The organism is Variovorax guangxiensis (genome assembly GCF_003952165.1).
GTDB lineage: Bacteria > Pseudomonadota > Gammaproteobacteria > Burkholderiales > Burkholderiaceae_C > Variovorax > Variovorax guangxiensis.
In genome coordinates this window covers 292,677-317,096 of record NZ_RXFT01000009.1, presented here as the reverse complement: position 1 = coordinate 317,096, position 24,420 = coordinate 292,677, and the positions used below count along the sequence as shown (strand labels likewise).

The 24,420-nt window shown below is 67.2% G+C and carries 23 protein-coding genes; 10 read left to right on the top strand and 13 right to left on the bottom strand.

What is annotated here, in order from left to right:
* Positions 1 to 121 precede the first annotated feature (121 nt).
* The 5 genes from EJP67_RS21885 to hppD all read right to left on the bottom strand — a co-directional run bounded on the left by EJP67_RS21885 (position 122) and on the right by hppD (position 5,761).
* Positions 122 to 1,054: an MBL fold metallo-hydrolase gene (locus EJP67_RS21885; protein ID WP_126023804.1), complete on the bottom strand. Its 933-nt coding sequence runs from the start codon at positions 1,052 to 1,054 to the stop codon at positions 122 to 124.
* 9 nt (positions 1,055 to 1,063) lie between these two features.
* The gene (locus tag EJP67_RS21880; RefSeq protein WP_126023803.1) at positions 1,064 to 2,761 is read right to left on the bottom strand and encodes an AMP-binding protein; all 1,698 of its coding nucleotides are present in this window, start codon (positions 2,759 to 2,761) and stop codon (positions 1,064 to 1,066) included.
* A gap of 124 nt (positions 2,762 to 2,885) precedes the next feature.
* On the bottom strand, positions 2,886 to 3,761 hold the full coding sequence (phhA, locus tag EJP67_RS21875) for a phenylalanine 4-monooxygenase (protein WP_126023802.1): 876 nt from the start codon (positions 3,759 to 3,761) through the stop codon (positions 2,886 to 2,888).
* Between the two features lie 27 nt (positions 3,762 to 3,788).
* Positions 3,789 to 4,598, bottom strand: a complete 810-nt coding sequence (locus tag EJP67_RS21870; RefSeq protein WP_126023801.1) for a transporter substrate-binding domain-containing protein — start codon at positions 4,596 to 4,598, stop codon at positions 3,789 to 3,791.
* Between the two features lie 35 nt (positions 4,599 to 4,633).
* Positions 4,634 to 5,761, bottom strand: coding sequence for a 4-hydroxyphenylpyruvate dioxygenase (gene hppD / locus EJP67_RS21865; protein ID WP_126023800.1), 1,128 nt, complete (start codon positions 5,759 to 5,761; stop codon positions 4,634 to 4,636).
* A gap of 155 nt (positions 5,762 to 5,916) precedes the next feature.
* Between hppD and EJP67_RS21860 the strand changes: the two genes are divergently transcribed.
* From EJP67_RS21860 to lnt, 4 genes are all read left to right on the top strand, one after another.
* Positions 5,917 to 6,390: an Lrp/AsnC family transcriptional regulator gene (locus tag EJP67_RS21860; protein ID WP_019658474.1), complete on the top strand. Its 474-nt coding sequence runs from the start codon at positions 5,917 to 5,919 to the stop codon at positions 6,388 to 6,390.
* Between the two features lie 109 nt (positions 6,391 to 6,499).
* The gene (locus EJP67_RS21855; protein ID WP_126023799.1) at positions 6,500 to 7,228 is read left to right on the top strand and encodes a GNAT family N-acetyltransferase; all 729 of its coding nucleotides are present in this window, start codon (positions 6,500 to 6,502) and stop codon (positions 7,226 to 7,228) included.
* Positions 7,229 to 7,336: 108 nt separating this feature from the next.
* Positions 7,337 to 8,215 (top strand): HlyC/CorC family transporter, encoded by an 879-nt coding sequence (locus EJP67_RS21850; RefSeq protein ID WP_126023798.1) that lies wholly within the window; start codon positions 7,337 to 7,339, stop codon positions 8,213 to 8,215.
* Entirely contained in the window at positions 8,215 to 9,780 is a 1,566-nt protein-coding gene (gene lnt, locus EJP67_RS21845) for an apolipoprotein N-acyltransferase (RefSeq protein WP_126023797.1), read from the top strand. Before EJP67_RS21850 ends, lnt begins: the two co-directional genes overlap by 1 nt.
* Positions 9,781 to 9,786: 6 nt before the next feature.
* Here the strand turns inward: lnt and EJP67_RS21840 are convergent, their stop codons facing one another.
* From EJP67_RS21840 to EJP67_RS21810, 7 genes are all read right to left on the bottom strand, one after another.
* Positions 9,787 to 11,166 carry an FAD-binding oxidoreductase gene (locus tag EJP67_RS21840; protein ID WP_126023796.1) on the bottom strand — a complete coding sequence of 460 codons (1,380 nt, stop codon included), beginning with the start codon at positions 11,164 to 11,166 and terminating at the stop codon, positions 9,787 to 9,789.
* Between the two features lie 8 nt (positions 11,167 to 11,174).
* Entirely contained in the window at positions 11,175 to 11,984 is an 810-nt protein-coding gene (locus tag EJP67_RS21835; RefSeq protein WP_126023795.1) for an ABC transporter permease, read from the bottom strand.
* Positions 11,981 to 12,817, bottom strand: a complete 837-nt coding sequence (locus EJP67_RS21830; protein WP_126023794.1) for an ABC transporter ATP-binding protein — start codon at positions 12,815 to 12,817, stop codon at positions 11,981 to 11,983. The genes EJP67_RS21835 and EJP67_RS21830 overlap by 4 nt, the downstream gene beginning before the upstream one ends.
* Before the next feature lie 20 nt (positions 12,818 to 12,837).
* Positions 12,838 to 13,821 (bottom strand): ABC transporter substrate-binding protein, encoded by a 984-nt coding sequence (locus tag EJP67_RS21825; protein WP_126023793.1) that lies wholly within the window; start codon positions 13,819 to 13,821, stop codon positions 12,838 to 12,840.
* A gap of 79 nt (positions 13,822 to 13,900) precedes the next feature.
* The gene (locus EJP67_RS21820) at positions 13,901 to 14,767 is read right to left on the bottom strand and encodes a creatininase family protein (RefSeq protein WP_126023792.1); all 867 of its coding nucleotides are present in this window, start codon (positions 14,765 to 14,767) and stop codon (positions 13,901 to 13,903) included.
* A 23-nt stretch (positions 14,768 to 14,790) separates the two neighbouring features.
* Positions 14,791 to 16,056 carry an amidohydrolase family protein gene (locus EJP67_RS21815; RefSeq protein ID WP_126023791.1) on the bottom strand — a complete coding sequence of 422 codons (1,266 nt, stop codon included), beginning with the start codon at positions 16,054 to 16,056 and terminating at the stop codon, positions 14,791 to 14,793.
* Positions 16,053 to 16,640 carry an NAD(P)H-dependent oxidoreductase gene (locus tag EJP67_RS21810; protein ID WP_126023790.1) on the bottom strand — a complete coding sequence of 196 codons (588 nt, stop codon included), beginning with the start codon at positions 16,638 to 16,640 and terminating at the stop codon, positions 16,053 to 16,055. Before EJP67_RS21810 ends, EJP67_RS21815 begins: the two co-directional genes overlap by 4 nt.
* 314 nt (positions 16,641 to 16,954) lie before the next feature.
* Here EJP67_RS21810 and EJP67_RS21805 point away from each other — a divergent pair, with 314 nt between their 5' ends.
* The 6 genes from EJP67_RS21805 to EJP67_RS21780 all read left to right on the top strand — a co-directional run bounded on the left by EJP67_RS21805 (position 16,955) and on the right by EJP67_RS21780 (position 22,722).
* Positions 16,955 to 17,470: a Csu type fimbrial protein gene (locus EJP67_RS21805; RefSeq protein WP_126023789.1), complete on the top strand. Its 516-nt coding sequence runs from the start codon at positions 16,955 to 16,957 to the stop codon at positions 17,468 to 17,470.
* A 20-nt stretch (positions 17,471 to 17,490) separates the two neighbouring features.
* Positions 17,491 to 18,222 (top strand): fimbrial biogenesis chaperone, encoded by a 732-nt coding sequence (locus EJP67_RS21800; protein WP_126023788.1) that lies wholly within the window; start codon positions 17,491 to 17,493, stop codon positions 18,220 to 18,222.
* Positions 18,223 to 18,262: 40 nt separating this feature from the next.
* Positions 18,263 to 20,584 (top strand): fimbria/pilus outer membrane usher protein, encoded by a 2,322-nt coding sequence (locus tag EJP67_RS21795; RefSeq protein ID WP_126023787.1) that lies wholly within the window; start codon positions 18,263 to 18,265, stop codon positions 20,582 to 20,584.
* On the top strand, positions 20,581 to 21,603 hold the full coding sequence (locus tag EJP67_RS21790) for a Csu type fimbrial protein (protein ID WP_126023786.1): 1,023 nt from the start codon (positions 20,581 to 20,583) through the stop codon (positions 21,601 to 21,603). The genes EJP67_RS21795 and EJP67_RS21790 overlap by 4 nt, the downstream gene beginning before the upstream one ends.
* 245 nt (positions 21,604 to 21,848) lie before the next feature.
* Complete coding sequence (locus EJP67_RS21785) at positions 21,849 to 22,244, top strand: hypothetical protein (protein WP_240650740.1); 396 nt, start codon at positions 21,849 to 21,851, stop codon at positions 22,242 to 22,244.
* Positions 22,245 to 22,407: 163 nt separating this feature from the next.
* A complete protein-coding gene (locus EJP67_RS21780) occupies positions 22,408 to 22,722 on the top strand; it encodes a hypothetical protein (protein ID WP_126023784.1) in 315 nt (104 codons plus the stop codon).
* Positions 22,723 to 22,764: 42 nt separating this feature from the next.
* On the opposite strand, the gene EJP67_RS21775 is transcribed toward EJP67_RS21780, so the two are convergent.
* Positions 22,765 to 24,372, bottom strand: coding sequence for a carboxypeptidase regulatory-like domain-containing protein (locus tag EJP67_RS21775; RefSeq protein WP_126023783.1), 1,608 nt, complete (start codon positions 24,370 to 24,372; stop codon positions 22,765 to 22,767).
* Positions 24,373 to 24,420: the final 48 nt, after the last annotated feature.

Genomic DNA, 24,420 nt, shown 5'->3' with positions numbered 1-24,420 from the left:
ATCGATATCGATCGGGGGTTTTTGCTTTGCTCAGCACAAACAAGAAAAAACGCCAGGAGACGGATCAGATGCTCCGAGAGCGCCAAAAGTGAAGCAAAACGCTTGGCGCGGGGTACACCAATTACCGATTGCGGATATCTGTGCGGCCCACTTCGGCCGCGCCAACGCTGACCAGCTCCGCCAAGATATCGCCAGTCAGCCGACCCAACTCGACATCACTGAAAAAGCGTGATTGGATCGCCTCGAGATAGGGCGTGCCGTGCAACCAGGCATTCCATCCGGCTGTCGAGATGGTCTGCACTTCCAGCAACTTGAACTTCATCAAGACCTTGATGGCATGCCGCGCATGCTTGGCCGGATCGCGCATCAATTTCTCCAGGCGCTGACGCGCAACAGCCAGCGCTTTCCCAACATCGTCGAACACCGCTCCGTGCCCCGGAATCACTCGTTCCGGCGCCAGCTTCTCGATCAGATCCAAGGTCGCTCCTATTTCTCCGAACGACGGCTCCCCCGCCAGTTCTGGAAACGCGATACCGAACCCGTTCTCCCACAGCGCATCCGCCGATATCAACGTGCGCGACTGCTCATCGAACAAGATGACCGAGTGAGGATCGTGCCCCGGTGCCGCGTGCACCTGCCACGGCCTGCCGCCAAGCACGCAATCGCTCCCCGGCAGCAGCAGCGTTGTGAATCGGAACCTGGGACAAGTCTGCCCGGTAGCCAGAAAACTCAGCCCCTGCTGGTCCCAGCTCTCCACAAATGCAGCTTCCCCCGGCGGAATCTCGGTACGAACCGTTGGATATCGCAGTTGCAGCGCAGCATTCCCCCCGCAGTGGTCACTGTGCAGATGCGTATTCAGAATTCGGTCGAGCGGTCGCTCTCCCAGTACCGACTCGACCAGCGCCAAGGTCTGCTCGGCGTGCGCGGCGTACCCCGTGTCGACCAGCGCAGTCTCTTCGCCGGCCACGAACAGCACGTTGTTCGAAGACAGCCACCCCCGCTCGAACACAACGACACCCGCCGGCAGCCCGGCGCCAGCCGGCGAATGGCTCATCTGTGCCGCTCAGGCGTTTGCATTGACGCGAAGCTCACGCCGCAGGATCTTCCCGACATTGGTCTTCGGCAGCGATTCCCGGAACTCGATGTGCTTCGGCCGCTTGTAGCCGGTGAGCTGCGAATGGCAGTACTGCAGCACCGCATCCTCGGTCAGCGCCGGATCCCTGCGGACCACGAAGACCTTGATGGCTTCGCCCTGCTTCTCATCGGGCACGCCCACCGCCGCGCACTCCACCACGCCCGGGCACAGCGAGATCACGTTCTCCAGTTCGTTGGGGAACACGTTGAAGCCGCTCACCAGGATCATGTCCTTCTTGCGGTCGACGATGCGGCTGTACCCGTCTTCCTGCATCACCGCGATGTCGCCAGTGCGCATGAAGCCATCGGCAGTGAAAGCCGCGGCAGTCTCTGCCGGCTGGTTGTAGTAGCCCGTCATCACGTTCGGCCCCTTGATGCAGAGCTCCCCGGCTTGGCCGACGGGCAGCGAGTTTCCATCGTCATCCTTGATGGCGATCTCGATGCTGGGCAGCGGCAGCCCGATCGTCCCGGTGAACTCGGTATTCGATACCGGGTTGTTGGTCCCGATCGCGCAGGTCTCGCTCATGCCCCAGCCTTCGATCATCGGGCAGCCAGTTGCCTCGAACCACTTGCGCGCCGTGCCTTCCGAGGCGGCCATGCCGCCCGCCTGCGAGACGAACAGCGTCGAGAAGTCGATCGACTTGAACTCCGGATGCATCAGCAGCGCATTGAACAAGGTGTTCACCGCGGGCAGCATGTGGAAGGGCCGCTTCTTCAGCACCGCGATGAACTTGTTGAAGTCCCGTGGATTCGGGATCAGCGTCATGTGCGAGCCCTGGCGGATCACCAGCAGGCACAGCGTCAGCGCGAAGATGTGATAAAGCGGCAGCGCCGCGATACTGTTGACCTTCGCCAGGTCACCCGCGCGCGAAAGTGCCGGCGTGAACCAGGCCTCGGCCTGCAGCGTGGCCGCGACGATGTTGCGGTGGGTCAGCACCGCGCCCTTCGACAAGCCGGTCGTGCCACCCGTGTATTGCAGGAAAGCGATCGAATCGAGCGTGCTCTGGTCAGGCCCCAGCGTACGGCCGCGTCCCTCGGCAATCGCCTGGCTGAACGGCGTCACGCTGCGCCCGTCGCTCAGCGGCAGCTTGTAGGCCGGCACGAGCTTCGCGAGATGGCGCACGGCCATCGTGATCCACGCGCCGTACAGGCCGCCCAGCAGGTCACCCATCGAGGTCATGACCACCTGCTTCACCGGCGTGCGCTCGATCACCTTCTCGAGCGTGGACGCGAAGTTTTCAAGAATGACGATGGCCGTCGCGCCGGAGTCCTTCAACTGGTGCTCCAGCTCCCGCGCCGTGTAGAGCGGGTTGACGTTGACGCACGTGTACCCCGCGCGCAGCACGCCGCACATGGTGACCGCGAACTGCGGGATGTTCGGCAGCATGATCGCCACCCGCGCACCAGGCTCCAGCCCGCGCGACTGCAGCCAGGCGCCCAGCGCCTCCGACAGCACATCGAGCTCGCCGTAAGACATCCAGCGCTCCATGCAGACCGAGAAGGGCCTGTCGGCATAACGGGCAAAGGCCTCGTCGAACATCTGGGGCAACGAGCGGTACTGCTCCGGATGAATCTCGTGCGGCACGCCGGCCGGATAGTTCTGTCGCGCGGATGTGTTGGTCTGCATGCAAGCTCCTTTGGCGCGGATTGTGGAAGGCACCCTGCCTCCGCGACCAGCGGGCTTGTCCTAGGGAAGGGGTGTGCGCTGTCGCGCGCGCGATAGCTGCGCGTGCGAACAACCCTTCGAGGTTTCAGGCCTTGCCGGACTCGCCCGGCAGCAACACCCCGGCCTCGATGTCGGTCGCGACCTTCAGCGACTCGTACAGCGGCGTGAAATCGGGCTCCGTGAGGTCGAACAGCTGCCTGAAGCTGTCGATCACGAAATAGTTGGCCTGGTAGGTGTCGATCTTGTAGCGCGTGCGCATGGTGCGCAGCAGGTCCAGCGGCAGCCGGCGCGGCTCGTCGCTGAGCACCGCGTGCCTGAGCTCGCCCACCGAGCTGAGGATGCCTGCGCCGTACGCGCGCAGGCCGTCCGGCTGGCGGATCAGTCCGAACTCCACCGTGTACCAGTAGAGCCGCGCGAGCTTCTCGCCCGCGCCGAGTTCGTGCGCCTTGATGCCGCCCTGGCCGTAGCGCTGCACGTAGTCGGCGAAGGTCGGGTCGAACAGCATCGGCACGTGGCCGAACAGGTCGTGGAACACGTCGGGCTCGACGATGTAGTCGAACTCCTCTGGCTTGCGGATCCAGTCCGTCACCGGAAACTTGCGGTTCGCCAGCAGCGTGAAGAAAGGCAGTTCAGGAATCAGCCCTGGCACCGCCACGATCTCCCAGCCCGTCGCGCGGTGCAGCCGTTCGTTGAGCTCGTCGAAGCGCGGGATGCGGTCCTTCACGCCCAGCGAGGGCAGCGCATTGATGAAGGCGTCGCAGGCCAGGCCCGGCAGCTGCGCCACCTGCCGCTCGTAGAGGCGGCGGTAGGTGTCGTGGTCGGCCGGCGTGTAGCTGGCCCAGTCCTGCGGGCAGGTGTAGTCGGCCAGCACCGCGCCGCCGCGCGAGTAGTCGCCGCGCGGCGGGCGGTCGGAGGCGCCATAGACGGCGGGGGTGACAACTGCGGCGGCGGGGGAGTCCATGAAAAAGCGATCTCGGAGGAGGAAGGTTTACTTGAGCCAGCGGTCCATCGTCCGCTGGAAGTCGCCGCTGGCTTGCTGCAGGTGCAGCCACTGGTCGACGTACGACTTGAAGGCCACGTCGTCGCGGGGCAGCATCCAGGCCATTTCGCCGTACTGCAGCGGCTTGTCGGGGTTGATTGCGCACAGGCCCGGCTTGAGCTTCTGCTGCGTGATGGCCTCGGCCGCCTCGGTGACGAACACGTCGGCGCGGTTGGCGAGGATCTCGTCGAAGATCGTCACGTTCTCGCCGTGCAGCGTGAGCTTGGCCTGCTTGAAATTGGCCCGGGCGAAGCGCTCGTTGCTGCCGCCCGGGTTGAAGATGACGCGCACCGACGGCTTGTCGATGGCGGCCACGCTCTGGTACTTGGCCACGTCGGCGCAGCGCGCGATGGGCGTCTTGCCGTTGACCATGTAGGGTGCGCTGAAGAAGGCGCGCTTCTGCCGGTCGGTGGTGACCGACACGCCGCCTACGGCGATGTCGCACTTGCCGGCGGCCAGGTCGGGCAGCAGGTTGGCCCAGGTGGTCTTGACCCACTCGGGCTTCGCGCCGAGGCTGGCGCTGAAGCCGGTCATCAGGTCGACGTCGATGCCCTCGAAGGCGCCGTCGGGCTTCTGGAAGCTGAAGGGCTTGTAGTCGCCCGGGGTGCAGATGCGCAGTACCGCGGCCTTCTGCACCGTGTCCAGGTGCGAGGCCCCGGCCACCGGCATGGTGGCGGCCGGGGCCATGGCGCAGCCCGAAAGAAGGGCGGCTGCCGCCGCAATGAAGGTCAGACCGATCGAAGGCGTACAGCTGCGCATGCGTGCTCCAGAAGCGTGAATAAGGGATGGGGCCCTTATTTTGCGGCGCTCAGCACCCCGCGGCGCATCTGGTCGAGTTCGATGCTCTCGAACAGCGCCTTGAAGTTGCCGTTGCCGAAGCCGTCGTCGCCCTTGCGCTGGATGAACTCGAAGAAGATCGGGCCGAGCTGGTTCTCGCTGAAGATCTGCAGCAGCAGCGCGTCCTTCTTGCCGTCGATCAGGATCTTGCGCTTGTGCAGCTCCTCCACGCTTTCGCCGTGGCCGGGAATGCGCTTGTCGACCAGCTCGTAGTAGGTGTCGATGGTGTCCAGCAGCTTCACGCCGTTGGCGCGCAGGGCGTCGACCGTCTTGTAGAGGTCGTCCGAGCCCATTGCAATGTGCTGGATGCCTTCGCCGCGGTACATGTCCAGGTACTCCTGGATCTGGCCTGCCTGCTCCTTGCCTTCCTCGTTGATCGGGATGCGGATCTTGCCGCAGGGGCTGGTCATGGCCTTGCTCTTCACGCCGGTGACCTGGCCTTCGATGTCGAAGTACTTCACTTCGCGGAAGTTGAACAGGCGCTCGTAGAACTCGGCCCACTCGTTCATGCGGCCGCGGTGCACGTTGTGTGTCAGGTGGTCGATGTAGGTCAGGCCGTTGCCCACCGGGGCCAGCGCCTCTTCGGCCGTCAGGCCCGGCAGCGCCTCGAAGTCGACGTCGAAGAAGCCGATGTTGCCGATGTCGCCCGGCTTCGCGCCGTTCTTGCCGCGCCAGCGGTCGACCAGGTAGATCAGGCTGTCGCCGATGCCCTTGATGGCGGGAATGTTCAGCTCGCCCGGGCCGGCCTTGTCGGCGAAGCCCCAGGCGCCCAGCGAAATGGCGCGCTCGTAGGCGAACTTGGCGTCCTGCACGCGGAAGGCGATGGCGCAGACGCTGGGGCCATGCAGGCGCGCGAAGCGCTGCGCGAACGAATCGGGCTCGGCGTTGATGATGAAGTTGATCGTGCCCTGGCGGTACAGCAGCACATTCTTGTGGCGGTGCTTGGCCACGGCCTTGAAGCCCATGCGCTCGAACACCTTGCCCATGGCGACAGGATCGGGTGCCGCGTACTCGATGAATTCAAAGCCGTCGGTGCCCATGGGGTTCTCCCAGGGCGTGAAGGCGGGTGCGTCGGCTTGGCTCATGTGCGGTCTCCGGTGGGTGGGGATTGAATGAATCGAACGAATAACAGGGCGCGAAATCGGCCGGTCATGCAATGTAGGGTGGATGCCTCTCAGGTTTTCTGCGTTTCCACGCGCCCATGGTGGCTCTTGCGCAGTAAAACTGCAAAAATGTAGAAATGGAAGCACTGGACAAGATTGATAGGCTCATTCTGCGCACGCTGCAAGCAGACGGCCGCGCCACCTACGACCAGATCGCCGAGCAGGTGAGCCTGTCGCCCAGCGCCGTGCTGCGCCGGGTCAAGCGGCTGGAAGAGCATCGGGTGATCGACCGCTATGTGGCCCTGGTCCAGCCCGAAGCCGTCGGCCTTGGGCTGACCGCCTACCTCAACGTGCGGCTGGAAAAGCACACCGAGACCCACAAGCGCAACCCCATGGACCTGTTCCGCGCCAGCGTGCAGACCTGGCCCGAGGTCGTCGAATGCGCCGCCCTCACCGGCGACATGGACTACCTGCTGCGGGTGGTGGTGGCCGACATGGCTCACTACAGCCGCTTCATCATGGACACCCTGCTCAAGCACCCGAGCGTGGAAGACTGCAAGACCAGCTTCGTGCTCGACCGTGTCAAGGCCACAACAGCTGTGCCTGTTTAGCCACAATTTGGTTGCGATGGCGCCACACGTTCTGGTAAGGGGTCACGAATGTGTCCCCGGATTAACCTTGTGAACTTGTTGTTTAGGTGGAAACCCTTACATTGGAGCCATGCTTACCGCCAAGACCCTTCTCAAAGCGTCTCTCGGCATTGGCTCTTTCCTGAAGGCGCCAATGGTTGAGGCGCAACCGCGCGCAGTCAGCGCGCCTCAACCGGTGATGGTGCCGATCCGCTCGATCGGCCCCCGCGAACGCGAGCGCATCGCCCGCCACCTGCTCGACCTCACGCCGCACGACCGCTACCTGCGCTTCGGCTACGCGGCGGCCGACGAGCAAATCCAGCGCTACGTCGACAGCCTCGATTTTGAGCGCGACGAGCTCTTCGGCATCTACAACCGCCGCCTCGACCTGATCGCGATGGCCCACCTGGCCTTCGCCCCCGGCGACCAGCACAGCGACTGCGCCGAGTTCGGCGTTTCCGTGTCGGCCCATGCCCGCGGACGCGGCTACGGCGCCCGCCTCTTCGAGCGTGCGGTGGTCGTGGCGCGCAACGAAGGCGTGGGCATGCTCTTCATCCATGCGCTGAGCGAGAACGCCGCCATGCTGAAGATCGCCCGCAACGCCGGTGCCACCGTGGTGCGCAGCGGCTCGGAAGCCGAGGCTCATCTCGAACTGCCTAGCGCCACCTTCGACAGCCGAATGAGCGAGATCGCCCTGGAGCACTACGCCGCCGTCGACTTCGCGCTCAAAAGCCGCGCCAAGCAGTTCTGGGCCTTCCTGGCCAGCCTGCAGGAAGTGCGCAGCGGCATGCGCGACGCCCGGAAGAAGTCGGCGCCCTGAGCTCCGCGGCCCTGGCGGCTGCTTCCGTACTTACCCTCGGGGAGTGCCGGTAGAGCGTGTCACACGCAATCCGGTATCCTTGTCCCTCCTCAACTCCGCCCTCCCGCAGTGGCCGAACCTCACCCTGAACGCGCTCCCGTCGAACGGGAAGACAAGCGCAGCTTTCTCCAGAAACTCGCCGAATTCATCCACCCCGGCCCCGATTCGCGCGACGAGCTGATCGAAACCCTGGCAGACGCCGAGGACAACGAGGTGATCGGCGCGGAGTCGCGCGTGATGCTTGAAGGCGTGCTGCGCATGGCCGACATGACCGCCGGCGACGTGATGGTCGCCGCGCCGCGCATGGACCTGGTGAACATCGACGCCCCGTTCGACGCGCTGCTGCATCTCGTCATCGACACCGCGCACTCGCGCTTTCCGGTGTACGAGGGCGAGAAGGAAAACATCATCGGCATCCTGCTCGCGAAGGACCTGCTCAAGCTGCAGCGCGCGCCTGGCCTGAACATCCGCGCGCTGCTGCGCCCGGCCACCTTCGTTCCCGAGAGCAAGGGCCTGAATGACCTGCTGCGCGAGTTCCGCGGCAACCGCAACCACCTGGCCATCGTCATCGACGAGTTCGGCCGCGTGGCCGGCCTCATCACCATCGAGGACGTGCTCGAGCAGATCGTCGGCGAGATCGAGGACGAGTTCGACATCGCCGAGGACGAGGGCGACATCTTCGGCCTCGCCGACCACACCTACCGCGTCTCGGGCGACACGCCCATCGAGCGCGTCGCCGAGGCCTTCGGCATCGTGTTCGACGAAGAACAGCTCAGCGAAGACTTCGACACCATCGGCGGCCTGATCGCGCACGAGATGGGCCACGTGCCCAAGCGCGGCGAGCACCATGCGATCGGCGGCTTCGACTTCGTAGTGCTGCACACCAAGGGCGGCGCGGTGCGCTGGTTCAAGGTGTCTCCGGCGCGCGGCGGCGACGCGGCCGACTGATGGCTCGCGCGCCGGCTTCCTCCTTCGCCTCCTTCCTCCGTCCGCTCGGCTTCGTCGCCGCCGGGCTTGCGCAGGCGCTCTCGATGGCTTCGCCGGCCGGCGGAAAGCCGCTGTGGTGGCTGCAGCTGCTGTCGCTTGGCGCGTTCGTCTGGCTGTTGGACGGACTGCGTTCGCAGGGCGCAGGCTGGCGACGTGCCGGGCTGCACGGCTGGCTGTTCTCCACCGCCTGGCTCACCGGCAGCTTCTGGTGGCTCTTCATCTCGATGCACACCTATGGCGGCCTGCCGGCGCCGCTGGCGGCCATCGCCGTGCTCGCGCTGGCTGCTGCACTGGGCCTCTATTACGCAGTCGCCGCGGCGTGGTTCGTCGTGCGGGGGCCGAGCGGCCGGGTGACGGGTGCGCTGGTCTTCGCCGCTCTCTGGACGCTGGCCGAGATGGTGCGCGGCAGCTGGTTCACCGGCTTCCCGTGGGGCGCGGGCGGCTATGCGCATGTGGAAGGCCCGCTCGCCGCGCTCGCGCCGTGGGTGGGCGTGTACGGCATCGGCGCCGCAGCAGCACTGGCCGTTGCGCTGGTCGCGCTGCATCGCCCGCTGCGCATCGCGGAAGCCGTGCAGGGCGTGGTGCTGATCGCATTCGTGTTTGCCGTGCCGAACCTCGTGCCCGCGCTGCGCGACGATGTGCGAGGCGCGAAAGGCGCGGCCGGCAACCTGAGCGTCGCGCTCCTGCAGGGCAACATCCCGCAGGACGAGAAGTTCATTCCCGGCGGCGGCATCGAGACCGCGCTGCGCTGGTACGGCGAGCAACTGCGCGATGCCAAGGCTTCGCTCGTCGTCACGCCCGAAACCGCCTTGCCGCTGCTGCCTCAGCAGCTGCCAGCCGGCTATCTCGAAGCGATCAAGGCCCGCTACAGCGAGGGCAACCAGGCCGCCATCGTCGGCCTGCCGCTGGGAGGACAGGGCACCTACAGCAACGCGGTGCTCGGCTTCCGCCCCGGCGACGCGCAGCCCTACGCCTACAGCAAGCACCACCTCGTGCCTTTCGGCGAATTCATTCCCTGGGGCTTCCGCTGGTTCATCCAGATGATGAACATCCCGCTGGGCGACTTCGCGCGCGGCGGGCTCGCCCAGGCGCCCTTCGTCTGGCAGGGCCAGCGCATCGCGCCGAACATCTGCTACGAGGACTTGTTCGGCGACGAGATCGGCGCGAACTTCCGCGACGAGACCACGGCGCCCACCATCCTGCTCAATGTGAGCAACATCGCCTGGTTCGGCGACACCGTGGCCATCGACGAGCACCTGTCGATCTCGCGCATGCGCGCGCTCGAGTTCGCACGGCCGATGGTGCGCTCCACCAACACCGGCGCCACCGTGGTGATCGACGCCCAGGGCCGCGTCACGCACGAGCTGCCGCGCCTCACGCGCGGCGTGCTCGAGGCGAACGTGGAAGGCCGTCGCGGCCTCACGCCCTTCGCGCGCTGGGTGGCACCGTTCGGCCTCTGGCCGCTCTGGTTGCTCGCCATGGCCATCGTGGCGGTGGCCTGGGTGCAAGGCCGCCGCAGGAACTGAAACCGGTCAGGCTGCCGGAGCCGCCTTCACCGGCCAGTCGCGCAGCTTGCCCGGGTTCAGCAGTCCCAGCGGGTCGAAGCGCTTCTTCACCTCGATGACCTCCGGCGGCAGCGGCCCGCCGGCCTTGCCGTCCTCGACGATGTTCACGTGCGGGTTGTTGATGTGCACGCCGTGCTCGCGGTGGATGCGCATGATCTCCTGCAGGCGCTCCTCGGTGCTGAAGCGCACCAGCTGCAGCCCGCTGCAGGTCATGAGGCCGGCCACGTTGCGCAGGAACTCGATGTGCATCATCACCTCGCCGGTTTCGCCGCCCAGCAGCTTCTCCATCTCGATGACCTGCTCGACGTGCCGGCCCGGAACGAAGCCGCTCTGCAGGTAGGTGAGGCTCGGATCGATCTTCAGCGCATGCAGCGTCGTGTGGTTCCAGGTGAATTCCATCAGCGTGCGATTGCTCTTCTGCACCTCGGCCGCCGTCTTGCGGTAGCCGACGGTGCCGCCGTGGGCCTCCGCCAGTTGCAGCATCGCGGGCTCGCACGACTCGGCCACCAGCGACAGCACCGTGTGGCAGCCCTTGGGCAGGTGCGCGGCGAGTTGCGACAAATGGTCGGAGATCGGCGCCGCGAAGAAAGTGACACCGCGCTTCACGATGCCCGGCGCATGCGCGAGCTTGTCGGCGAAGTTCAGCGCGCTTTCGAAGTCGGTGAAGGTCACCAGTGTTTCCAGCCACGGATGCGCGGGTGCCAGCGCGATCTCCAGCTCCAGCACCAGTCCATTGGTGCCCCACAGGTGGTGCATGCGCATCGCGTCGGCGCCGCGCAGCTCGACGACCTGCGGCTCGGCCTCGATGGTCATCGCGCGGATGCCGATCACGTTGCCAGGCGCGCCCAGCGGCCCGTAGTTGATGGAGCCCACGCCGCCGAAGCCGCCGCCGAAGAGGCCGCCCAGCGTCGCGCTGCGGTAGGTGGACGGAACACAGCGCAGCTCCTGCCCCGTGGGCTTGGTCTGCTTCTCGAGTTCACCCAGGCGGATGCCGGCCTGCGCGCGCGCCACGCCGGGGCGCACCCACAGGCAGCTGTTGTAGCCCGTCATGTCGAGCACCACGCCGCCGGCCAGCGGCGTGGTCTGGCCGTAGTTGCCGGTACCGCTGCCGCGGATGGTGATGGGCACGCAGCGGCGCGCACAGGCACCGACCACCGCGCGGATCTCCTCCTCGGTGCGCGGGCGCACGACCACGTCGGCGCGCTTGTCCTTGAGCTGGCGCACCAGCACGGGGCTGAACCACGAGAAATCGGAGGACAGCCGCGTGACGCGGCTCTCGTCGGTGATCCAGTCGAGGTCGGGGAGTTCGAGCAGCAGTTGCTCGATGGCGGAAACAGGGGCGTTCATGGTCAAGGTCAGTCCTGGGAAAGTTCGCTCGCATGCCACGAGCCCAGCGCCAGCTTGGTGAGCCAGGCCATCAGCACGAAGAGCGCGACACCGGTGAGGGAAATGAGCAGCAGCGCCGCGAACATGCGCGGAATGTTCAGCTGGAAGCCTGCCTGCAGGATCTGGTAGGCCAGCCCCGCCCCCGAGCCGCCGGTGCCCGCGACGAACTCGGCCACCACTGCGCCGATCAGCGCGAGGCCGCTGGAAATGCGCAGCCCGCCGAAGAAGTAGGGCAGCGCGCTCGGAATGCGCAGCCGCACCAGCTGCTGCCAGCGCGTCGCGCGATTGAGCTTGAAATAACTCTGCAGATCGGGGTCGATGCTGCGAAGCCCCAGCGTGGTGTTGCTGATGATCGGGAACAGCGCCACCAGTGCCGCGCACACCGTCATAGCCGCCACCGGGTTCTTCACCCAGATGATGATGAGCGGAGCCACCGCCACGATGGGCGTGACCTGCAGCAGCACCGCGTACGGGAAGAGCGCGGTCTCGATGCGCTTGCTCTGCACGAACAGGAACGAGATCAGCACGCCCGCCACCGTGGCCAGCAGGAACGACAGCACCGTGATCTTCAGCGTGACCAGCAGCGCGTTGCCCAGCGGCGCCCAGTCAGTCACCAGCGTCTGCATCATCAGGTAGGGCGATGGCACCAGGTAGGGCGGCAGTTCCATCGCCACCACCAGCCATTGCCACAGGGCGACCAGCGCCACGCCGATCAGCACCGGGTAGAGCACGCGCTGCACGCGCGGCTGAGCCAGCAGGGGAAGGGTCTTGGCAGTCATCGCGCGGCCTCCTCGTCGGTGCTGCTGGCGCGCAGCAGGCTGTCCTGCAACTGCTTGGCGTAGCGCGCGAATTCGGGCGTGACCATGAAGTCGGCGCTGCGCGGATAGGGCTCGTCGATGCGGAACTCTTCCACCACGCGGCCGGGCCGAGCGGCCATCATCACCACGCGGCTCGACAGGAACACCGCCTCGTGGATCGAGTGCGTCACGAAGATCACCGTGAGCTTCTTCTTGCGCCACAGCTCCAGCAGGTCGGCATCGAGCTTGTGGCGCGTGATCTCGTCGAGCGCGCCGAAGGGCTCGTCCATCAGCAGCAGGTCGGGCTGCGTGACGAGGCCGCGTGCGATCGATACGCGCATCTGCATGCCGCCCGAGAGCGCACGCGGCAGCGCGTCGGCGAACTTCTCCAGACCCACGAGCGCGAGCGATTCCATCACCCGCGCGTCGGCCTCCTTGCGCGGCACGCCGGCCAGGTCCAGCGGCAGGCGGACGTTGGTCTGCACGCTGGCCCACGGCATCAGCGTGGGCGACTGGAACACGAAGGACATCTTGCGCGGGCAGTCGTGCAGCTGCGCCGCCGGCCGGCGCCACACCAGCAGGCGCCCGTCGCTGGGCTCCAGCATGCCCGCCACCATCTTCAGCAGCGTGCTCTTGCCGCAGCCCGAGGGGCCGAGCAGGGTGACGAACTCGCCTTCGGCGATGGACAGGTCCACCGGCAGCAGCGCCTGCGTGCCGTTGGGATAGGTCTTCTCGGCCGAGAGCACTTCCACCGCGGGTACGGTGGGTGAGTGCTCCGGGGGCGGTGCCAACGTGTGGGGGTCGATTCGGTTCATGCGCAGCGCGTCGTTAAGGTTCAGGGGATGACCTTGGCGTCCTTCACGAACTCGGTCGTGTAAGTCTTCGCCAGCTCCACCTTCGACGGATCGAGCAGCTTCGCGCTCACCAGGAAGTCGTAGCTCGCCTTGGCGCGCGCATCCGTCATCACGCCGATGCCAAGCCTGGCCGCGTCGCCGCCGGTGACCATGCCCATCTCCTTGAGCTTGGCCACGCTGTAGGCCAGCTGGTCGTCGGTCATGTTGGGGTTGTCCTTCTTGATGAGGGCATTGGCGGGCGCGGGGTCGGCGAGGTAGCTCTTCCAGCCCTCCGCCGAGGCCTTCACGAAGGCGGCGACCTGCTTGCTGCGGTCCTTCACCGTCTTCTCCATGCACGACACGGTGGTCGCGTAGGCAGGGAAGCCGTGGTCGCTGAACATCAGCACGGTGCTCTTCACGCCGGCCTTCTGGATGGCGTAGGGCTCCGAGGTAAGGTAGCCCTGCTGCGCGGCGTTCTTGTCGGCCACGAAGGGCTGGATGTTGAAGGTGTAGGGGCGGGTCTGCTCGTCGGTGAGGCCGAACTTGGCCTTCAGCCACGGCCAGTAGCCGCGCTGGGCCTGCGCGCCGATCAGCAGCGTCTTGCCCTTGAGGTCCTCGAACTTCTTCACGTCGTCGTGCGCGATCAGCACCTGCGGGTCCTTCTGGAAGAAGGCCGCCACGTTGACCACCGGCACGCCGCCTTCGCGCACCTGCATCATCTGGATGTCGCTCGAACCCATGATGCAGTCGGCCTGGCCGGCGGCCATCATCTGCGTGATGTTGACCTGCGGGCCGCCCATCTTGATGGTCACGTCCAGGCCGTACTTCTTGTAGATGCCCTGTGCCACGGCCTGGTAGAAGCCGCCGTGCTCGGCCTGCGCGTACCAGTTGGTCATGTAGGTGAACTTGTCCTCGGCCTGCGCGGGGGCGGCGGCGAGGAAGGCGATGGCGGCGGCGCCGGCGATGGACAGTGCGAAGGAACGCATGATGAGGACCTCTCGTGGGCAGGGGAGTTGAAGAAGAAAACGAAGGAAAAGGAACAAGCGGCCGTTGCAAGAAGCGGGCTCAGGCCGCCGGCTCGAAGCGCTGCTGGATGAAGCCCTGCTGGTGTCCGCGCTCCCAGGTGGCTTCCTCGCGCACCACCCAGCGCAGTGCGTGCAGCTCGGTCAGCGCCTGCACCCAGCTGTCGGAGAGCGTGTCGAGGATGGCTTCGCCCTGCTCGCGCGTGGCGGTGGTCGGGTCGCCGATCACGCCGCTCGGGCCGAAGTCGCGCGAGGTCCATGCACAGGCCGGGCGGCCGTCGGCCGACAGCAGCTTGATCGGGAAGGGCGGCGGAAAGTTGGCGACCGCATGTTCCATGTGCACCGTCTCGGGCGCGAGCGCGAGCATCAGCGCGGTCTCGGAATGGCCGGCGTGCATCGCGAGTTTCTTCTCCTGCTCGCTGACCTGCTTGCTGGCCGCGCTCGGCAGGCGCGACACGCCGTGCGGCACCACCACGAAATCGCCGTGGCGCAGGCGCAACTCGCGCGCCGCCATTTCGAGCACCTGCGGCTGGCCGCCGTGGCCGTTGGCGAACAGCAGCTTGCGAAAGCCCGAGCGGTACACCGACTCGCCGATCTCGATCACCGTCGACAGCAGCGTGGTGCCTGTCAGCGTCATCGTGCCGGGGAAGTGCAGGTGCTCTTCCGACTTGCCGTACGTGATGGTCGGCAGCGCGAAGGCGCGCACCTCGGCGGGGAGCTTTTCGAGCGCCTTGCCCATCACGCCCGAGCAGATCACGCTGTCGACCGAGCAGGGCAGGTGCGGGCCGTGCTGCTCGATGGCGCCGCAGGGCAGCACGATGACGGTGTTCTCGCGGTCGGGCAGCGCGGCGATCTCGGTCCAGCTCAGGTAGGGCAGGAAGCGGTGGGGCGGGATGTAGCCGTGGAGCATGGGAAGGTGTCCTTGTGTGTTCGTTACCGGGGGAGGAAGGGCGTCGCGTCGCCGTGCGTGACGCGGCCGTCGCGCAACACCACGCGGCCGGCGGTGCGCGAGGGCCAGCCGTGGCGGTCGGCCTGCGTGAACAGCACCAGGTCGGCGCCCTGGCCCACCAGCGTGGGCCTCGCAGGAGCGGCTTGGTGCCGCAGCCAGTCGCTGCGGCACAGCGCCTGCGACCATTCGTCGAAGGGTTCGTCGAGCTGCGCCACCAGCGCGGCCGTGCCCAGCGCCTCGACCGGGTCGAAGCTGCCGACGCGGCAGAAAGGGTCTTGCACGTTGTCGCTCGCGAAGAGCAGCGGAATGCCGCGCTCGCGCGCTTCCTTCACCAGCGTGATGCCGCGCAGGCGCGGCGTGCGGCCGGTGACGGCATCCTGCAGCAGCAGGTTGGTGGCGGGCAGCGACACCACCGTGATCGGCGCACGCGCCACCGCGTCGAGCGTGGCGAGGGCCTGCGCCTCGGGCTGCGCCGCGAGCGCGCAGATGTGGCCGCAGACCACGCGGCCCTCGTAGCCGATCTCGCGCAGGATGCGGGCGGTGGTCAGCAGGCCCACTGCCGCAGCGTTGAGTTCCTCGTCCACGTGCAGGTCGATGTCCAGGTCGCAGGCCTGCGCCGACACCAGCAGGTTGCGCAGCGCTTTCTCGCTCCAGTTGGTGGAGTGCACGAAGCCGCCGAGCAGCGCGTGCGGGCCGGTGGCCTTGACCTGCCTGGCGAGGCGCATGGCCTGAGCCGCGTCTTCGAAGAGCGGCAGCTTGATCAGACTCACCTGCTCCAGCCGGACCCTGCCGGCCCATTCCTGCGCCAGCTCGGCCATCACCGGCCATGCCATCGGCACGGCATCGGGCTCCCACCAGTCGACGTGCGTGCGCAGGTGCGAGGTGCCGCATTCCCAGGCCCATTGCAGGCCGCGCGAGGCACGCTCGCGCACGTCGGCCGGCGTCCAGTGCACGCGATCGGCGAGCATCGCGTCGATGGCGCCGAGCAGGCCGGGCTGCACCTGCCTCATGCGCGGCAGCGTGAAGGCCTTGTCCAGATGCGTGTGGGCGTCGACGAAGCACGGCAGCGCGAGCGCGCCGCCGAGGTTCCAGGCGGAGGGCGTGGCGGCGACAGCGGGGTCGACAGACCGCACGCGGCCGGCCTCGATCGCAACGCGCGCGAGTTCGGGCACGCCATCGCGCTGCGGCCAGTCGGCCGGCAGCAGCCAGCGCGGCAGGCGCACGTTGTCGAGGAGCGATGGCGCGCTCATGCGAAGCGCGCCATGGCTTGCCCCACGCGCGCCATGAAGCGCTTGAGCTGGGGCTCGGTGGCGACATTCATGTGGTAGTGGGCGTGGTAGTCCACCTTCGCGCGCCGGCCGGTCAGCCGCAGCATGTACCGCGTGACGATCTTGCGCGGCGGATCGCCCATGTACATGGCCATCCAGCGCGGCCGCCCGTACGTGACGACGGCGCTGATGCGCTTGATGTGCGTGAGCATCGGCTTCACGTTGGCCGGGTCGCTGATGTCGAAGGCCACGCCCGGCATGAAGAGCCGGTCGAAGTAGCCCTTGAGCATCGCCGGCAGCCCGAAGCACCAGGTCGGAAAGCAGAACACGATGCCCTCGGCCCACAGCAGCCGCTCCACGTAGGGCGCGAGCGGCAGCTGGTTGGAGGGCACGTCGTGGTAGCCCAGGCGCTCCTCGCGCGAGAGCACGGGGTTGAAGCCTTCGGCGTAGAGGTCGCAGTCGTCCACCTCGTGCCCGGCCGCGCGAAGGTTCTTCAAGACCTCCTGGTGCAGGGCGGCGTGGAAGCTGGTTTCGACCGGATGGCAGTAGACGACGAGCACTCGCATGGTGTGTTTGACCGCTTAATCAGAGCAAGTGGTCAGGTTATGCAAGCGACGTGCCAGTGCGGGTGCACCGGCTTGGGGCGGCGTGGCGGCCGCGCTACGGAACTGTCGGAGGGCTGCTGGATGAGTGGCCGAATTTCGTAACAAAAGTCACGCAAGGCCGGGAAACGAGTGCTTGCACGAGCGAATTTTGCTGTCGCCGTAACAACAGCTCACTCTTTCTTCCAATTGTTAACTAAAATTCACAGTCCCAAATTTGTGAACTTTGGGCCTCATTCTCTCTTCATCAACCGTTCGATACCCGAGAGTCCGTCCTCATGAAAAAACCTTCCCTCATCGTTGCAGCCGTCCTGGCCGCTCTGGCCGCCAGCGCGGCGATCGCCGACACGGCCAGCTCCACGTTCAAGGTCCTCATCACCGTGACCAAGGCCTGCTCGGTCACGGCGGGTGCGGCCTCGAACATCGACTTCGGCTCGGTCACCTCGACCGCCACCGCCCTGTCGGCCAGCAGCAACATCAGCGTGACCTGCTCCAAGTCGACGCCCTACAACATCGGCCTGCAGCCTTCGAGCACCGCTGCCACCGACACCACCGGCGCCGGCTTCATGAGTCCCATCGTGGCTGGCCCGGACACCATTGCCTACCAGCTTCGCTCGGTGAGCGCGACGGGTCCCATCTGGGGCAACACCGCCACGCCCACCTCGGTTGGAAACGGCGTGGCCGGCACCGGCACCGGCACGGCCCAGTCCATCCCCGTGTTCGCAACGGTCGCAAGCGCCAACGTGACGCCTGGTGCCTACGCCGACACCGTGACCGTCCAGGTCAACTACTGATCCATTGCCTGAGGCCGACCGTGCACCGCCTGCTGCGCCACACCCTTGCCCTCGCGTTCGCCCTGCTGGCGCACGCGGCCGCCTCGGCTAGCGGGCTGCAGGTCTCTCCGGTCACGCTGACGCTGCAGGCCACGCAGAACGCCGATGGCCTATGGCTCAGCAACACCGGCGACGACGTGGTGCACGCCCAGGTGCGGGTCTACCAGTGGTCGCAGGAAGCCGGCAACGAGAAGCTCACGCCCTCGCGCGAGCTCCTCGTGAGCCCGCCGATGGTGCAGCTTGCACCGTCCGAGCGGCAGCTGATCCGCGTCATCCGCACCGGGGTTCCTGCCGGCGCGGTCGAGAATTCGTACCGGGTAGTCATCGACGAACTGCCCGTCGAGATGAAGGAAAAGAAGGGCCTGCAGCTGGTGCTGCGCTACTCGGTGCCCATCTTCATCGCAGCCGCCGGCGCGCAGCCGGCCGCACCCCAGCTCAGCTGGTCGCTGCGCCGCGAAGGCAGCCAGGCGGTGCTCGAGGTCGCCAACGGCGGCGGCATGCACGCCCAGCTCGCCGATCTGGATTTCGTCGATACCGCCGGCAAGCGCACTCCGGTGCACGCCGGCCTGATGGGCTACGTCCTGCCGGGCGCGAACATGCGTTGGCCCTTGAAGGCCCCCGCGGAGGCCTTCGCCACTGGCGGCGTTCTGGAAACGAAGATCAATGGCAACGCGACGCAGGAAAAGATTCCGCCACTTCCACGCGTCCGCTGAGCGTCTGCTCCCACTGCTGCTTCTGTCGGGTCTGGCGTCGTTGGACGCCCAGGCCGAGAAGACTGCAGCCGGACCGGGCCCGTGGCTGGTTGCATCCGCTGCGGAAAGCGACCTCACCGGCCCGACCGGGAGCGACCTCTACCTGGAACTGAGCCTCAATGGCAACCCCCAGGGGCTGGTGCATTTCGGGCTGCGCGATCGCGAGCTCTGGGCCAGCGCCTCCACCCTGCGGCAACTGGGCTTCGTACTGCCGCCGGGCGCGTCCGACCCGGTGAGGCTCAACAGCCTTCCCGGCGTGAAGGTCGCCTACGACGCCGCAAGGCAGAGCGTCGCCATCAACGCGCCCGCCGACGTGCTGCGCCTGCCCACGACCGTGGTGAACACCTCGACGGTCGCCTCCCCCAGGGCCAGCGCCTCGCCCGGCCTGCTGCTGAACTACGACCTCTACGGCACGCAGGGCCGCGGCAACAGCACCAGCCTCAACGCGCTCGCCGAAGTTCGCGCCTTCAGCGGAAGCAGCGTGTTCACCAGCACCATGATGTCGCGCGCCTACCGCTCCGACAACGAAGACTGGAAGCACGACTCCGTGCGGCTGGACACCACCTGGAGCCAGTCCTTCCCCGACGACATGCTGACGCTGCGCGTGGGCGACACCACCACCGCGTCGCTGCCGTGGTCGCGCTCCACCCGCATCGGCGGCATCCAGCTCTCGCGCAACTTCTCGCTGCAGCCCTATCGCACGACGACCCCTCTGCCGGCCTTCCTGGGCTCGGCCACGCTGCCCTCGCAGGTGGAGCTCTACATCAACGGCCTGCGCCAGTACACCGGCCAGGTCCCTGCCGGGCCCTTCCAGCTGAACACGGTGCCCAGCATCAACGGCGCGGGCAATGCCCAGGTGGTTCTCACCGACGCCTTCGGGCGTGCGACGACCCTCGACTTCTCGCTGTACGACACGCAGCGCCTGCTGCAGGAGGGCCTGTCCGACTGGTCCGTCGATCTCGGCATGGTGCGCAGGAACTACGGCCTTCGCTCGAACGACTACGGCAGCGACCCCGCCGCCACCGGCACCTGGCGCTACGGCGTGAGCAACAGCTTCACGCTGGAGGCGCACGGCGAGACCACCAAGGGGCTGGTGAAGGGCGGTGTCGGCGGCGCATGGCTGATCGGGCAGAGCGGCGTGTTCACGGGCGCCGTGGCGCACAGCAGCTATCGCGGCGAGCAGGGCTCGCTGCTCAACCTAGGCTACAGCTGGCGCGACAACCAGTTCAATTTCGCGGTCGAGGGCACGCGCACACGCGGCGAGTACCGCGACGTCGCCTCGCTCTACGGCAGCGCACCGGCCCGTGGCTCGGGCCGTGCATCCATCGGCTACACGACAAAGGATCTCGGCAGCTTCGGCCTGAGCTACCTCTACCTGCGCTACCCGGCGCAGGAGGCGACGCGCATGGCCAGCGTCTACTGGTTCCGGGCCATCGGAAAGAGCGCCTCGATGAACGTGAGCCTCAACCAGAACCTCGACAACCGCCGCGAGCGCAGCCTCTTCGTCGGCTTCACCTGGGCGCTGGACGGCAACATCACGGCCAGCGCCGGCGTCCAGCGCGACAACGGCAAGACGGTCTACACCGCCGATGCGCAGAGCTCCATGCCGGGCGACGGCGGCATCGGCTGGAGAGCGGGCCTGCGCCAGGGCGGCGGCCAGAACGGCGGTCAGGCCGAGATCGACTACCTCGGCCGCTACGGCCGCGCCATGGCCGGCATCAGCGTGCTCGGCGACAACCGCTTCGCCTACGCGGGCGCCACCGGCTCGATCGCGTTCATGGGCGGCCAGCCCTTCGCGGCGCGGCGCATCGACGACGCCTTCGCGGTGGTTTCCACCGACGGCATCGCGGGCGTGCCCGTGAGGCTGGAAAACCGCGACATCGGCACCACGGACGACAAGGGCATGCTGCTGGTGGCGCCGCTTCGGTCCTACCAGAACAACCAGCTGTCCATCGACCCGATGCAGCTGCCCGCCGACGTGAGGATCGAGCGCGTGAAGACGGTCGCCACGCCGAGCGACCGGGCCGGCACGCTGGTGCGCTTCGGCATCACGCCGGTCAGCGCGGCCGCGCTGCTGCTGGTGGACGAGGCGGGCAAGCCGCTGCCGCTGGGCAGCCGCGTGCGAGCCAACGCACAGGGCGGCGAGCCGGCGCTGGTGGGCTTCGACGGCGCCGTGTATCTCGAGTCGCTGCAGGCCCGCAACACGCTCGACGTGCAGACGCCCAACGGCGTCTGCCGGACCAGCTTCGACTATCGCAAGGAAGGCGCGGCAATCCCGCAGATCGGGCCGCTGCGCTGCACCAGGGAGGCCAAGGCGCCATGAGTCTTCTGATCCGCACGCTGCGGGCCCTGCGCCTGCCCATGTTCTGCGCGCTGCTGTGGCTGCTGTCGGCGGGCAGCGCCCAGGCGTCGATCAATTGCACGGCATCGATGACGGCCGTGGCTTTCGGCCCGGTCGACCTGGTTGCCGGCACGGCCACGCCCGCCAACGCCACGCTGAGCTACACCTGCACCAAAAGCGGCAACAACAACACCACCGAGTACGCCAGGGTCTGCTTCAACATCGGCGACGGCAACGAGGGCCTCACGAACTTCAATCCGCGCGTCATGAAGAACACCGCGGGCGACAGCCTGAAGTTCCAGCTCTACCAGGGGACGAGCAGCACGATCTGGGGCTCGAACGGCAACGCCGCGGTGCCGAACCCGTTCGCCATCAACATCAGCATTCCCGCCCGGTCCAGCAACAACACCATCTCGGGAAGCGCCACCATGCGCGGGGAGCTGCTCGCAAATCAGGGCACGGCGCCCCCCGGCACGTACCAGGACAACTTCGCGGGGATCCACACGTCGATCACGCTCACGTCGAGCACGGCCGGCGCGCCGACCACCTGCGGCACGACGCTGGCGGACCAGTTCGCCTTCATCGTCAGCGCGACCGTCTCCAAGAGCTGCATCGTCACGGCCGACCCCCTGAACTTCGGCTCCGTCGCCGGCCTGCCGGGCGGGGCCAACATCGACCAGCTCAGCACCATCTACGTCACCTGCACGACACCCACCCCCTACACGGTCGCGCTGACGCCGTCCAACAACGTGGCCAATGGTGCAGGGGCGATGATGCCGACCGGGGGCGTACCCGGCAACACGGACACGGTGCCGTACCAGCTCTACCGCAACCCCGGGCGCACGAATGCCTGGGGCAACATCTCGGGAACCAACACCATGGGGGGTACGGGCAGCGGCCAGGTCCAGACGCTGCCCCTGTATGGCCGCGTTCTCGGCGCAAGCACCAACGTGCGGCCGGACAGCTACCTCGACGTCGTGACGGTCACCGTGACCTACTGAATCCGGGTCCGGGCCAAGCCCGGGCGAGCGAAACGGGAAGCCCGCTGGCAAATTGCGGGAATGTGTGAAGAATGGGGCCTCACGGCCTTCATTTTTCCGCGACTCTGCCGATAAGCCTGACTGGGCATCGATCCGATGCCTCCCAGGTTGCAACGATAGGAGTTCCCATGCCCGGAAACAGGCGAACTGCGAGGGCGACTGCGCTGCGGTCGCCGCGAACGGCTCCACCGCTGGCGGCCGCAGGCATGCTGCTGCTCGTGTTGCCCCTGCCGCTGCAATTGAGTTCCGCCGAGCCGGCGCGCGAAGCGAACAGGGCGGCCGGCCGCTTCAACCTGACGATCAACGTGCTCCCGACCTTCGAGGTGCTGGAGATCAGGCCCGTGAGCGGCGGGCACGAGTACCGCGTGCGGACCAACATGGCGTCGGTGGTCATCAAGGGGCGGGAGTACCGGTTCGACAAGGTCGGGGAAGCGACCTTCATGGTGCCTGGCACCGATGCCGACGGCCGTGCAAGCCTGGGCACCGCCCTGCACGGCACCGTCAGCGCGATGGCCGCGACCGCGGGCGGCGCTTCGGCGCAGTCCGCGAGTGCTGCAGCCGGCGACGGCAGCAATGCCACGCGGGTGACGGTGACCTACTGACCGGCCGGGCCCGCCGGCCAGTCGCCGGCCAGTTGCCGGCCAGTCGCCGGTTTCTCCGGCGGGCCCTGCATTTCTTTCCATTCCTGCCGATATCCGGATGCCGGGCGCCCCTGCCGCGCCCGCGCCTCGCGTCCTTGCGACGCACGACAACGGATCGGGCTTCATGACGGGAAATCGGTTTCAACCGGCGCGCGCCGCCCTGGCTGCGCTGGTCGCATTCGCGCCGCTGGTGTGCGCGGCGGAGAGCAGCGCCGGCCCGGCCACAGCGACGGCGCGGGTACGGCTCGTGGTGAGCGTGACGCCTGTGTTCCAGGTGCTGCAGGCCACGCGAACCCCCGAGGGATACGACTATCTGGTCTGGACCAACATGAAGTCGATCACCATCGGCGGGCGCGAGTACAGCTTCGACCGGCTCGGCGAGCACACCGTGCACGTCCCGGCGGCGCCCGCGGGCGCCTGGGTCGTGCACGGCCTGTAGGCGGCGCGCGCATCGCTTGCCCGCGCCGCCGCGTCGCACTGGTCAGTTGCAGTATTGCGCGTTGCCGCTGGTGTCGAGCGGCGCCGGAGGATCGGCCAGGAACTGCTGGACTGGAACCACGGACGCGTTGCAGGCTTCGTCAGTGCGGATGTCGAAGACATGCCAGAAGTCCGTGCTGCCGCTTTCGCCTGCGGGCGGCGAGAAGACCGTCTGTGCGCCGCGATTGCTCACCTCGACCCGCGCGGGCGAACCGGTCTGCCCCGGATCGAAGGTGCCCGAGAAGTTGCGGACATAGAAGCGGTAGGTGCGGTTCTTGGCCAGCTTGGCAAAGGTCGTGACTTCGGGACCGAAGCTGTCCACATCGTCCACGTCGAGCGCGATGAACGGCGCTGTAGCGAGGCTGCCCTTGTCGCTGTAGTAGACATGTTCGTCGGCGTTGGCGCCCAGCGTGTGCGAGTCGAGGTCGCGCGGACGCTCGCCCCAGGTCAGCTTGATCGACAGCGCGGAGCGCGTGAGTTGGAGACAGCCGCCCAGCGAGATGTCCTGATCCCCGGCTTCTACCGTCGGGGAGTTGGAGATCTCGCTCGCGGTGGTGGCGACCACGAAGGCCGAGCTGGAACGCTTCACGGCGACCGAGAACTCACCGTTTGCATTCGTCAGCGTCGATGCCAGGCCGGTGTACGACTTGCCTTCCGACGCCACCAGCGCACCCGCGACCCGTGCGCCCGCCGCATCCTGCACGCAGCCGTTGATGCGCACGGTGTTGTAGATTTGGTCGGCGTTCCAGGTGGTGAAGTGCGTCACCGTGCCTTCGTAGTACTGGTTGGGCGCCGTGCCCTGCAGCGTGGCGGAGCCCTCCTGCACCCACAGGCCCGTGGTGGTGTTGTAGAAGAACAGCGGCACCGACGGCGGCAGCGTGCCGCTGCGCGAGGACGGGGCGATGCGCACCGTCGCGTTGGTGCCTGCAGCCAGGTTCAGCGGCGTGCCGTCGGCGTCCGTGAAGCTGGCGTCGAGCGCGCCGAAGCTCTCCATCGGCGCGCTGCCGCCTTCTGCCGCGGCCAGATAGTTGCCGGGCATCACATTGACGTCGTTGGCCGGCGCGATGGGTGTCACCTGCGCGGTCACCAGTCCGCCGGGCGCGCTGCCATCGGGGCGGCGAAGGGAATTGGCGCTCAGGCGAACCATCGCGGTCGAGCCCGGAACGACGACGTCGTGCGCCGATTGCCCGTCGAAGCTCTCTGTCACCGCAACAGGGAGCATCGGCACGTTGATCACCGTCGATGCACCCGATCCGGCGAGCGCGGCCGTGGCCCGGCTCTGCGGCACCATGCCGCTCTTCGAGAAGCTCAGCAGCACGGACGCATTCGGCGGGATCTCTGTGAGCGAGTAGCTGCCATCGGCGTCCGTCACGGCGGAGACGCCCGCGGCCGTGACCGTGACCTGCGCGACCCCCCGGCCGTCGAGCGCATTCGTCACGCGGCCGCTGACCTTCGCGTTGCTCTGCTGCGGCGGTGGCGGCGGGGGAGGTGGTGGCGGCTCGTTCTGCTGGGGCGGGGGCAGGGCGACGAAGCCTGGGCCTCCGTCGCCTCCGCCGCAAGCTGCCAAAGCCGCAACTGTTGCGATCGCGGCAAGAAAAAATCTGATTTTCATGGTCCCTCTTCTCCTGTGTATTCGTGATTCGCCGTCATGAGACAGCCT

Excerpts from the sequence above, each read along its gene's own strand:
- EJP67_RS21885 (WP_126023804.1), bottom strand. The coding sequence starts at position 1,054 with ATGAGCCATTCGCCGGCTGGCGCCGGGCTGCCGGCGGGTGTCGTTGTG.
- EJP67_RS21880 (WP_126023803.1), bottom strand. The coding sequence starts at position 2,761 with ATGCAGACCAACACATCCGCGCGACAGAACTATCCGGCCGGCGTGCCG.
- phhA (WP_126023802.1), bottom strand. The coding sequence starts at position 3,761 with ATGGACTCCCCCGCCGCCGCAGTTGTCACCCCCGCCGTCTATGGCGCC.
- EJP67_RS21870 (WP_126023801.1), bottom strand. The coding sequence starts at position 4,598 with ATGCGCAGCTGTACGCCTTCGATCGGTCTGACCTTCATTGCGGCGGCA.
- hppD (WP_126023800.1), bottom strand. The coding sequence starts at position 5,761 with ATGAGCCAAGCCGACGCACCCGCCTTCACGCCCTGGGAGAACCCCATG.
- EJP67_RS21860 (WP_019658474.1), top strand. The coding sequence starts at position 5,917 with ATGGAAGCACTGGACAAGATTGATAGGCTCATTCTGCGCACGCTGCAA.
- EJP67_RS21855 (WP_126023799.1), top strand. The coding sequence starts at position 6,500 with ATGCTTACCGCCAAGACCCTTCTCAAAGCGTCTCTCGGCATTGGCTCT.
- lnt (WP_126023797.1), top strand. The coding sequence starts at position 8,215 with ATGGCTCGCGCGCCGGCTTCCTCCTTCGCCTCCTTCCTCCGTCCGCTC.
- EJP67_RS21840 (WP_126023796.1), bottom strand. The coding sequence starts at position 11,166 with ATGAACGCCCCTGTTTCCGCCATCGAGCAACTGCTGCTCGAACTCCCC.
- EJP67_RS21835 (WP_126023795.1), bottom strand. The coding sequence starts at position 11,984 with ATGACTGCCAAGACCCTTCCCCTGCTGGCTCAGCCGCGCGTGCAGCGC.
- EJP67_RS21830 (WP_126023794.1), bottom strand. The coding sequence starts at position 12,817 with ATGAACCGAATCGACCCCCACACGTTGGCACCGCCCCCGGAGCACTCA.
- EJP67_RS21825 (WP_126023793.1), bottom strand. The coding sequence starts at position 13,821 with ATGCGTTCCTTCGCACTGTCCATCGCCGGCGCCGCCGCCATCGCCTTC.
- EJP67_RS21820 (WP_126023792.1), bottom strand. The coding sequence starts at position 14,767 with ATGCTCCACGGCTACATCCCGCCCCACCGCTTCCTGCCCTACCTGAGC.
- EJP67_RS21815 (WP_126023791.1), bottom strand. The coding sequence starts at position 16,056 with ATGAGCGCGCCATCGCTCCTCGACAACGTGCGCCTGCCGCGCTGGCTG.
- EJP67_RS21810 (WP_126023790.1), bottom strand. The coding sequence starts at position 16,640 with ATGCGAGTGCTCGTCGTCTACTGCCATCCGGTCGAAACCAGCTTCCAC.
- EJP67_RS21805 (WP_126023789.1), top strand. The coding sequence starts at position 16,955 with ATGAAAAAACCTTCCCTCATCGTTGCAGCCGTCCTGGCCGCTCTGGCC.
- EJP67_RS21790 (WP_126023786.1), top strand. The coding sequence starts at position 20,581 with ATGAGTCTTCTGATCCGCACGCTGCGGGCCCTGCGCCTGCCCATGTTC.
- EJP67_RS21785 (WP_240650740.1), top strand. The coding sequence starts at position 21,849 with ATGCTGCTGCTCGTGTTGCCCCTGCCGCTGCAATTGAGTTCCGCCGAG.
- EJP67_RS21780 (WP_126023784.1), top strand. The coding sequence starts at position 22,408 with ATGACGGGAAATCGGTTTCAACCGGCGCGCGCCGCCCTGGCTGCGCTG.
- EJP67_RS21775 (WP_126023783.1), bottom strand. The coding sequence starts at position 24,372 with ATGAAAATCAGATTTTTTCTTGCCGCGATCGCAACAGTTGCGGCTTTG.